The organism is Cytophagia bacterium CHB2, from assembly GCA_030263535.1.
In the GTDB taxonomy this organism is placed as follows: Bacteria; Zhuqueibacterota; Zhuqueibacteria; order Zhuqueibacterales; family Zhuqueibacteraceae; genus Coneutiohabitans.
Genome location: SZPB01000276.1, coordinates 1 through 8,804, shown reverse-complemented (window position 1 = coordinate 8,804; position 8,804 = coordinate 1). Strand labels below are relative to the sequence as shown.

The window sequence follows — 8,804 nt, the reverse complement described above, 5'->3', positions numbered from 1 at the left end:
GAGATTCCAGACGGCCCGCTGAAATTCAAATCGCGGCATGCGCCGATGCCGCTCGGCGAATTGGAGCAGATGATGGTGCTCACCGCGGCCGCCGGAAACACGGGATGGTTTTATCTTCATCCCTTCAATCCAAATTATGTGCCGAACATTCCCAATTACGCCAGCGCGGCTGGCGGTCGCACGTTTCCTTCGGCGGCGGGATTTCACACGACGGAGTTTTTTTACACCGACGATAACGGCACTTATTTTCTACCGACGCGCGACGCGCATAATTTGGTCAAGACCGATGAAAACGGCGCCACCGATCTCAACGCGTATTTGCAAGCGCATCGTTCGCGCATCAAAAAGCTGTCGGACAAGCGCATGCACATTCCGCCGAAACCGGCGCACATCGAGATGCACAATCCCTGGTGCGTGAATGTGCCGGGCAGCACGCTCATCATTCCGGTGGCGGATTTGGCCCAGCATCATATCGCCGTGCTCTGTTATCTCGTGCAAAACGGGGCTTGCATTTTCGATGACGTGAACAAGAATCCGGTTCCGGGCATCGAGAAATTCAGCGCCTTGGTGGATGTCAAGAATCCGTATCCGCTCACTTATGTCGAGCAGTTGTCGCTTGCGGAAGTGACGGCGGAGCTTTCCACCGCATGTTATGCCGGCGCGTTGATGCTGCAGGCCATGGGCCTCGGCGGCTGGATGTTCGACGGTATCACGCCGATGAGCGTGCTCGGCGCGAGCGGCGATCCCGAAATGCCGGGATTGGGTTTCCGTTACGATACCGATGAACGCTGGCCGTTGCCGAATGTCACGGGATTGCCCGGTGTGTTCGAGGGCTTTTGCCCGCCGCATTTCAAAGACATGCGTGCCGCGGTGGAAGCCTTTGTCCAGCGCAAATTTGGTGAAGGCGGGCCGTTCAATGCCAACACGCCCGGACCTTATCGCGAAAACGCGGCCGTGCGCGGCGCCGGCAAAGTTCACAGCGAGGAGTTTAAAGAATGCGTGACCACTATGGCGCACTACGTGTTCGACAAGTTCGGCAAATTTCCCGGCACCGTGCCGTCGATTTTCATCCTGACGTATTTGCAGGCGCATCATCTCGATCTGGAGTTTTACGACAAGCACTTCACCGCCGGCGCGTATCTGGAGACGCATGCACGGCATCATGAGTTGTGGCATCGGACGTAGGGTAGAGGGCAAAGAGCAAAAGGCAAAAGGCAAAAGGCAAAAGGCAAAAAACCATGCTCTATGCGCCTTGCGCCTTGCCCCATGCCCTTCGCCCTCGGCATCGCTTGCACGTTCGACGTTGCCCGCTAGCAAGGCGGCGCTTTGCAGAAACTCAACCAGGAAACCATCATGCTGACCGTCAATCTGAACAAGCTCGCATTGACCGAGTTCACGGGAAAAACCAATCCCAGGCAACATTGTCGCGCAACCTTTCCGCTGCTTGGTGCGCTGGGCACCAGGAATTCTGCGGCAGTGTATTTCGAGCTGGAGCCGGGAGATAGTCTGGGCCGCCACACCGATAGCGCTGAAGAATCATTGCTGATTCTCGCCGGCGAGGTGGAAGTCAGCGTCGGTGGGGAAGAAGGCCGTCTTAGCCAGGGTGAAATCGCCGTGGTGCCCACCATGGTGCCGCATGATCTGCGCAACGTCGGGAATGAAACCGCGAAGGTGCTCGGCTTTTTCGGTGGCGCAAATAACATCATGGCGACCTTCGATGAGGTCTGGCTGCCGACCAATTCGAAAGTTGTCGATACCGCGCAGATGGCCGGTCAATCTACACTCATCATACGCCGCCATGAGGCGGTGCAGTCAGACATTTTGGGGATTCAAATGCGCAAGCCCGGCTTTGGGCCGGGCCTGAAACGACGATGGCAACACCAATCAAAACCCTCGCCTGTTGCGGCTGCCAAGCCCTGGCGCCGGATACTGACGGCCCGATTCATCCGTCACTCGGCGCCTCGCCCGGGTGTTGGGTCATCTACGGCGAGTGCTGGCAAAAGCATACGGCGAGTATCGCCATCCCGCCGGGCATCGCCTGAGGGTCGACGCGTGCGCGGTTCAGCATCCGGGCGTGCCGTCGCGGCAAGCTATTCAATCCGTCGCGGTTCATTTGATCAGCTCATTTCTCCTCAGCGAGCGCTGATTTGAAATTGCCAAGATGACGGAAGCGATGAGGGGCGCGCTGAAACATTGCGACCATTTCGTGTGGCTTGCGCCGCCGGCATCGTTGGCAAACATGACGATTCTCGACGTCACAAGAGCGCAAAGCTTGCAGGAACACAGCCGGTGCGTGCAAGCATGGGCGGAGTCGGTTTGGCAGGCGTGGTCCCCGCATCACGCGACTATTCGGCGTTGGGCGCTCTCGCCGCAACGCTTGGCAATCGGACCAGCGAACAGGAAGGGAATATGTCTCACCCCAACATGATCGTGGAATCAAGCAATGCCGTTGCTTTGATGTTGTTGCCTTTGGCGGCGGCGCAGCAGAACAAGAAAATGCGCGCTGCAACAGCATACGAAATACCTGCAGCACCGTTGTCGCTGCCGGGCGGCACGAATAGCAATGATCTGACCAGGTACCGCAACATGGGCAGAGTCAGACTCGCGCCCGATCCTGTGCAAAATCGCCAGGAATTGGCCGCGGCAAGTCCGGCCCTGCGCTGAGGAGATTCGCCTATGCGCCTCTGCAAGAAAAAAATCGCAGTCCGCCGAACCGTTGCGACGCTCGCTGGTGCGCTCGTCCTTTTCTTGGCCAGTGGCTCACCACCGCTGCTCGCTCAAGCCGGATCCGTGACATGGCGCTTTCTGGGCCTGGGAGGAAAAAACCGTTCAGCAGTTACGGCTGCACGATCAGCAGCTCTATGCGACGACCGACAACGGGCTGTCTCGGAAAGATCTTCGCACTAGCGATACGCTATGGACGCCAATTGGGCTGCAAGGCAAGCGGGCCAGAGCGCTGCTCATTTTTGATGCGGATACCATGCTCGCTTCTACTCAATTTGATACGGTTTCGCTTTATCGCACCACGGATGCAGGGGTGACGTGGTCATCCTACCAAAATGGTTTTGGCGGCGCGTTTTCGGAAACCGTCTTGGCAATCGAGCGCCATCCGCATCAGCCGAACATTCTTTTTGCCACCGGCGCTACGGTAGTCGCGAAATCGCTTGATCGCGGCAGAAGCTGGCAGATCAGCCATGGCAATTGGGGCGGGCTGGCCACAGGGGTAAATTTTATTACGATCGATGCCAACGACTCCAAAATAATTTGGGTGGGCGGACAGAATTCAATCGAGGAAGCCTTTCTTTGGAAATCTGAAGATGCCGGCGCTACCTGGCGGGAATGGCCTCGGATCGTCGACGACGTCAGCACGGGAAAAACCGTGGTAATTCATCCGCACGATTCGAAGACCGTCTATGCCGGATTGGAGAGCTACATTCTGAGAACCACGGATGGCGGTGAAACGTGGAAGGAAATTTTCGCCGAAGACGGCCGCTTCTTCTTTGGCATCGCGATCAATCCGGTGCGGCCCGGGCGCATTTATACCGCGTCGTGGTTCAAAACCTCCGATCCGCAGCCGCTTATTGTTTACATTAGCGACGATGCCGGAGAAAACTGGCGGGAAGTTCACGAAAAGACTGCACAATTTGGCGGCGTTTGGGATTTGCTGCATGTCAATGAAGGCATGATTGACAAGCTTTATTTGGGATTGAACAAAGGCGGCGTGTATGAATTTGTCACTGAGGTGACGACTGAGGTTGACGACGATCCCGCTATCGTATCGACGTTCAAGCTGGAGCAGAACTATCCCAATCCCTTTAATCCGGAGACCGTCATCTCGTTTTCGCTGCCCAGGGCCGGCCTGGCGACATTGAAAATTTATGACGCATTGGGCCGTGAAGTCGCCACCCTGACGAATCATATGATGGCCGCAGGCGAGCATCAAATTCGTTGGCGCAGCAGTGGTCTGGCTTCCGGCGTTTACTTCTACCGCCTGCAAGCTGGAAATTTTTCCGCAGTTAAAAAAATGCTTATGCTGCAATAGTATCAAAACGAAGCAACGCTTCATTGCGGCATTGAAAGGGAAAAATTCTGAAACAGGGAGAAACGATGGAAATAGTTTTGGATGCTCCGCGGCAGGAACTCCGGTTGATTTCTTCACCGCGGCCGAATCTCAACCAAACCACGCTGGCGCGTCCGCGCTTGGACGCAATCGATTGGCTGCGCGGGTTGGTGATGGTAATCATGGTGCTGGATCATACCCGTGATTTTTTGGGCGCCAGTAGTGTGAATCCACGCGACGTGAACGATTCGGCGCTGTTTCTCACGCGTTGGATCACCCACTTCTGCGCGCCGATTTTCGTTTTTCTTGCAGGCGTGTCCGCATTTCTCTACGCCAGCCGCGGCCGCGGCAAAAGTGAAATCAGCCGCTTCCTGCTCACGCGCGGGCTTTGGCTCGTCTTCGTCGAGCTGGTCGTTATGCGATTCGCGTGGACGTTTAGCGTGCAAGTCGATTTCATTTTTCTGCAAGTCATCTGGGCCATCGGTGTCTCCATGATTACACTTGCCGGGCTGGTTTATTTGCCGAGAAAGGCGATCGCCGTCTTCGCGCTCGTCATGATCGCCGGGCACAACTTGCTCGACGGCATTCGCGCCGAGAGTTTTGGCGCGGCAAGTTGGTTGTGGATGATGTTGCACGAACCCGGGTTCGTGCATCCCTCCGAAGGTAAAACACTTTTTATGCTCTACCCGCTGATCCCGTGGATCGGCGTTATGGCCGCGGGTTATGTCTTCGGCCCCATCATGCTGATGGAAGCGCGTCAGCGGCGCAAGTGGACTTTCAGCCTCGGCCTGGGCGCGACATTGTTGTTCGTTGGGTTGCGCGCTGCCAACGTTTATGGCGACCCGGCAGCCTGGACGCCGCAGGACAACTGGTTGGCCACTTCGCTCGCTTTTATCAATTGCGAAAAATATCCGCCCTCACTCTTGTTTTTGACCATGACGCTCGGCCCGGCTTTGATGGCACTGGCTGGCGTCCACGAACTCAAGGGTAAGCTGGCCAGAATGGTTGTGACGATCGGGCGCACGCCGTTCCTGTTTTATGTGGTGCATGCCTTCCTCATTCATGCGGTGACCGTGATTGCAGCACACGCCCTCTATGGCGACACGGCCTGGCTGTTTCGCGGCATGCCCCCGATGTCCAAACCGGAGAATTATGGCCTGAGTCTGCCGGTGATTTATGCGGCATGGCTGGCAATCCTGGTGATGCTCTATCCGTTGTGTCATTGGTTTGCCGAAGTCAAGCAGCGCCGCAAAGACTGGTGGCTGAGTTACCTGTGAAAACGCGTAGGCAAGCATTCCGTGCAATCGTCAAGGCAAATTTGCCCGATTCAAAGTGAGATACATGCCTATGACAAGGAAAGTGACAGTGCTAAAGTAAGACTCTGAGAAAATCATGAATATTAATCGCCTGTTCATAACGGCCGGCGCGATCTTCTTGTTTGCATTGCTGTGGAATGGTTTCGTGCACCTCGTCATTCTTGCCGACGCAAATTCCGCACTGGCAACCATCACCAGGCCTGCGGCCGAACGAAGCCTTGGGCTCTCGCTTTTCATCACTGCGGCCCTGGCACTTTTGTTTGTCTGGAGCTTTGCGCGATTTGCCCGTCAAGGTAACATGAAAGAAGGATTACTCCTTGGGATATTCTTCGCGCTGCTAGCGGGTATTTTGGCGGATCTAAATCAATATGTCATGTATCCCATTCCGGCTTCATTGGCGGCAAAATGGTTTGGATTCGGTTTGATCGAGTTTTGTGGGTATGGCGTATTGGCCGCTTGGCTGTATCCAACCAAAGCAAGGACCTGACGGCGCCAACGGACAAGACTTCTGCCTTTCATCCGCAGGTCTTAATCTATCGGTTGGGGCCATCACTCAAAGAGATTAACACCGTTGTATTTGAGTTGAAGAACAGCGATGCAACATATCGACTACAACAGCATAGCGGAAATTTATGATGTCTACGTCACCGCGGATTATGACATTCCGTTTTTCTTGTCGGAAATCAAACCGGTGCAAGGCCCGATTCTCGAACTGATGGCTGGAACCGGCCGGTTATCGCTGCCCCTGATTGAATCTGGCGCGAAGTTAACGTGCGTGGACAGTTCGAGCGCCATGCTCGACGTCCTGTCGCAGAAGTTGCAACAACGCGGATTGCATGCAGAGGTTGTTTGCTCTGATGTCTGTCAATTGAGTTTGCCTGCAGCCTTTGATCTTGCCATTCTGCCTTTCCAGGCGTTCATGGAAATTATTGGCGAAGAGAATCAACGCGCGGCGCTGGCGGCGGTGTTCGAGTGTCTCGTTCCCGGCGGGCGATTCATTTGCACGCTGCACAATCCAGCCATCCGCCGCAAGCAAGTTGATGGCTTGCTGCGTCTCATCGGGCAGTTTCCCACTGAAAACGGCACGCTGGTCGTATCGGGTTTCGAGCAAGGCGGAAATCCGGTGGTTTCGCGCCAGCAGTTTTTCGAGTTCTTCGACAGCGACGGGCGCTTACTCGAGAAGCGTTTGCTGCAGATGAAATTTGCTTTTGTGGAGAAACACGAGTTCGAGCAAATGGCGCAAGACGTGGGCTTTCGCATTGTGCAACTCTACGGCAGCTACGACCGTGCCCCGTTCGATCCGGTGCAAAGTCCGGTGATGATCTGGGTATTAGAAAAACGAACCATTTGAAATTTTATTATGATCCGCAACCCTGATCAAACTGAAAGTCGTGGCGCTTCGCCGGTGAGCAGATTGTCCGAGGCGCAAGTGAGTCATGCCGTGGATGTTCTTTGCGAGGCCTTTTACGATTATCCGGTCATGCGCAACGTCATCGGCTCCGTTGGCGGTGATTACGATCGTCGCCTGCACATGCTGATCAACTTTTTCGTGATGGCCCGCGTTTGGCGAGGTGAACCGATTCTGGGCGTGTCGAACGGCAGCGATCTGGTTGCTACGGCAATTCTAACGCTGCCCGGCAAGCGACAACCGCCCGCCGAGCTTGCACGACTTCGCGAAGCGGTGTGGCGCGAACTTGGCCAGTCAGCGCGCCTGCGTTACGAGACTTTTGGTGAAGCAACGCGAAAGTTTGAGATTAGCCAACCGCATTATCATCTCAACATGATTGGCGTGCGCCATTCACATCATGGCAAAGGTCTAGCGCGGCAACTTCTGGATGCGGTGCATGCAATATCGCACCGCGATCCGGTTTCGCTTGGCGTGACGTTGACCACGGAAGATTTCCGGAATGTCTCCCTCTACCGGCATTTCGGTTACCAGGTTGTTGGACATGCCCGTGTCGACGCGCAACTGGAAACGTGGAATTTATTTCGTGCGAACAACAGTTCTGCAGACAACGGTTAACAGCAGCGATCCCTAATGGCAAAGCGGCTCTTTTGCGGAGAAATCTTATCGCGAGCAGGATTCTGATACGACCAGATGAAAACTCGCGCCAAGAGTTGACTCTGTGTCCGCGAATTTGTAAAATGCCGCCGCTGTGCAACACAACTCAGGCTTCTTGCCGGAATATTGGGGCTTGGGGTGCGCACAGATGAAACAACTGTAGACTGCGCGAAGAACAAGTTTGGTCCCCAAATGATTTTGAGCCGCTGGGTTCACACTTCTCAGCACAGCTTTCTATAAAACCCGCGAATTCTTACTGTCCCTATTAAGGTATTATGTTAATTGTATGAGTATTTTGATTTGTCATTCCACTGTGGAAACTTGTGAAGTACTCGACGCTGCGCTTCATGCTTCACAAGATTCGCCTGAATGGCAATCGAGATGATACTTTTGCAGATTAAGCGAATCGTGCACCAGGCAGATTACTTGACAAAAGCGGTTACAGTCTAATTTTCAAAAATACTCATGACGTGAATCTATAATTTATGAATCAGTAAGTCATGATTCAACTCACACCGCTTCAGCTCGAAACTTTGCGCAACTGGTTCACCCCAGAGCGTCCCGGGCCTCTTGTTGGGTTGCATGTTCTGCAAACCGGCAACGGCCAATGTTTCGTTGACTGCTGGCCCAATTCACGCACACTCCTGGTGAATACCGCGGACAACTACATGCTCGCCGGCGATCCGGAAACACTGACGCCAGATGATCTCCAGCTTCGTATTGCTGGTTTTGTCGAGGCGCCGGAGCGCTTCGCGCCGCTGCTGCGAGCGGTGTTTCCTGACTTGCGGTTGTGGGATCGCGTCGTTTTTGAATTAAAAACAAAGCCGGCTCTTTTGTTGCCGGCGAAACAACCGATTCGCCGTCTTGAACCAGATGATGTCTATCATCTTCAGAGAATGCGTCCGGAAATTAATTGGATTTGGAATACCTGGGGTGGTCCGGAGAGACTCGCAGCGAGCGGTTATGCGTGGGGCGCATTTGCCAACGAACGTCTCGTTTCAGTCGCTTGCAGCTTTTTCGTGGGAGATCATTACGAAGACATTGGCGTCGTCACGGAAGGCGAATTTCGCGGGCTGGGACTCAGTGTAGCTTGCGCGGGAAAACTTTGCGAAGACATTCAAGGCCGGGGAAAGCAACCGAGTTGGACAACTTCGCCGGAGAACCTCGCCAGTGTGCGCGTCGCCGAGAAATTAGGTTTTAGGCTGCATCGCCATGATGTGCTTTATGCTATTGGCGTGCCGATTCCAGAGCCGGCGCGACGAAGCTAAGGAACGCCATTTAAATAACTTACTCATTTGGGGAACCGCTAATAAACGCGAATATTCGCTAATCTTAAAATTCGCGTTTATTGGCGTGCATTCGCGGT

The 8,804-nt window shown here is 54.4% G+C and carries 9 protein-coding genes; all 9 read left to right on the top strand.

Annotated features, from left to right (window positions below; genetic code table 11):
• On the top strand, positions 1-1,185 hold a 1,185-nt coding region (locus tag FBQ85_21735), incomplete at its 5' end, for a hypothetical protein (protein ID MDL1877761.1).
• 141 nt (positions 1,186-1,326) lie between these two features.
• The gene (locus FBQ85_21730; GenBank protein MDL1877760.1) at positions 1,327-2,151 is read left to right on the top strand and encodes a cupin domain-containing protein; all 825 of its coding nucleotides are present in this window, start codon (positions 1,327-1,329) and stop codon (positions 2,149-2,151) included.
• Between the two features lie 138 nt (positions 2,152-2,289).
• Entirely contained in the window at positions 2,290-2,664 is a 375-nt protein-coding gene (locus tag FBQ85_21725) for a hypothetical protein (GenBank protein ID MDL1877759.1), read from the top strand.
• A gap of 316 nt (positions 2,665-2,980) precedes the next feature.
• Positions 2,981-4,042, top strand: coding sequence for a T9SS type A sorting domain-containing protein (locus FBQ85_21720; GenBank protein ID MDL1877758.1), 1,062 nt, complete (start codon positions 2,981-2,983; stop codon positions 4,040-4,042).
• Positions 4,043-4,107: 65 nt separating this feature from the next.
• Positions 4,108-5,337 (top strand): DUF1624 domain-containing protein, encoded by a 1,230-nt coding sequence (locus FBQ85_21715; GenBank protein ID MDL1877757.1) that lies wholly within the window; start codon positions 4,108-4,110, stop codon positions 5,335-5,337.
• A gap of 115 nt (positions 5,338-5,452) precedes the next feature.
• Positions 5,453-5,863 carry a hypothetical protein gene (locus tag FBQ85_21710; protein MDL1877756.1) on the top strand — a complete coding sequence of 137 codons (411 nt, stop codon included), beginning with the start codon at positions 5,453-5,455 and terminating at the stop codon, positions 5,861-5,863.
• Positions 5,864-5,971: 108 nt separating this feature from the next.
• Positions 5,972-6,727 carry a class I SAM-dependent methyltransferase gene (locus FBQ85_21705; GenBank protein MDL1877755.1) on the top strand — a complete coding sequence of 252 codons (756 nt, stop codon included), beginning with the start codon at positions 5,972-5,974 and terminating at the stop codon, positions 6,725-6,727.
• Positions 6,728-6,736: 9 nt separating this feature from the next.
• Positions 6,737-7,399: a GNAT family N-acetyltransferase gene (locus FBQ85_21700; protein MDL1877754.1), complete on the top strand. Its 663-nt coding sequence runs from the start codon at positions 6,737-6,739 to the stop codon at positions 7,397-7,399.
• 539 nt (positions 7,400-7,938) lie between these two features.
• Entirely contained in the window at positions 7,939-8,706 is a 768-nt protein-coding gene (locus tag FBQ85_21695) for a GNAT family N-acetyltransferase (GenBank protein MDL1877753.1), read from the top strand.
• Positions 8,707-8,804 lie beyond the last annotated feature (98 nt).

Excerpts from the sequence above, each read along its gene's own strand:
- FBQ85_21720 (MDL1877758.1), top strand. The coding sequence starts at position 2,981 with ATGCTCGCTTCTACTCAATTTGATACGGTTTCGCTTTATCGCACCACG.
- FBQ85_21715 (MDL1877757.1), top strand. The coding sequence starts at position 4,108 with ATGGAAATAGTTTTGGATGCTCCGCGGCAGGAACTCCGGTTGATTTCT.
- FBQ85_21710 (MDL1877756.1), top strand. The coding sequence starts at position 5,453 with ATGAATATTAATCGCCTGTTCATAACGGCCGGCGCGATCTTCTTGTTT.
- FBQ85_21705 (MDL1877755.1), top strand. The coding sequence starts at position 5,972 with ATGCAACATATCGACTACAACAGCATAGCGGAAATTTATGATGTCTAC.
- FBQ85_21700 (MDL1877754.1), top strand. The coding sequence starts at position 6,737 with ATGATCCGCAACCCTGATCAAACTGAAAGTCGTGGCGCTTCGCCGGTG.
- FBQ85_21695 (MDL1877753.1), top strand. The coding sequence starts at position 7,939 with ATGATTCAACTCACACCGCTTCAGCTCGAAACTTTGCGCAACTGGTTC.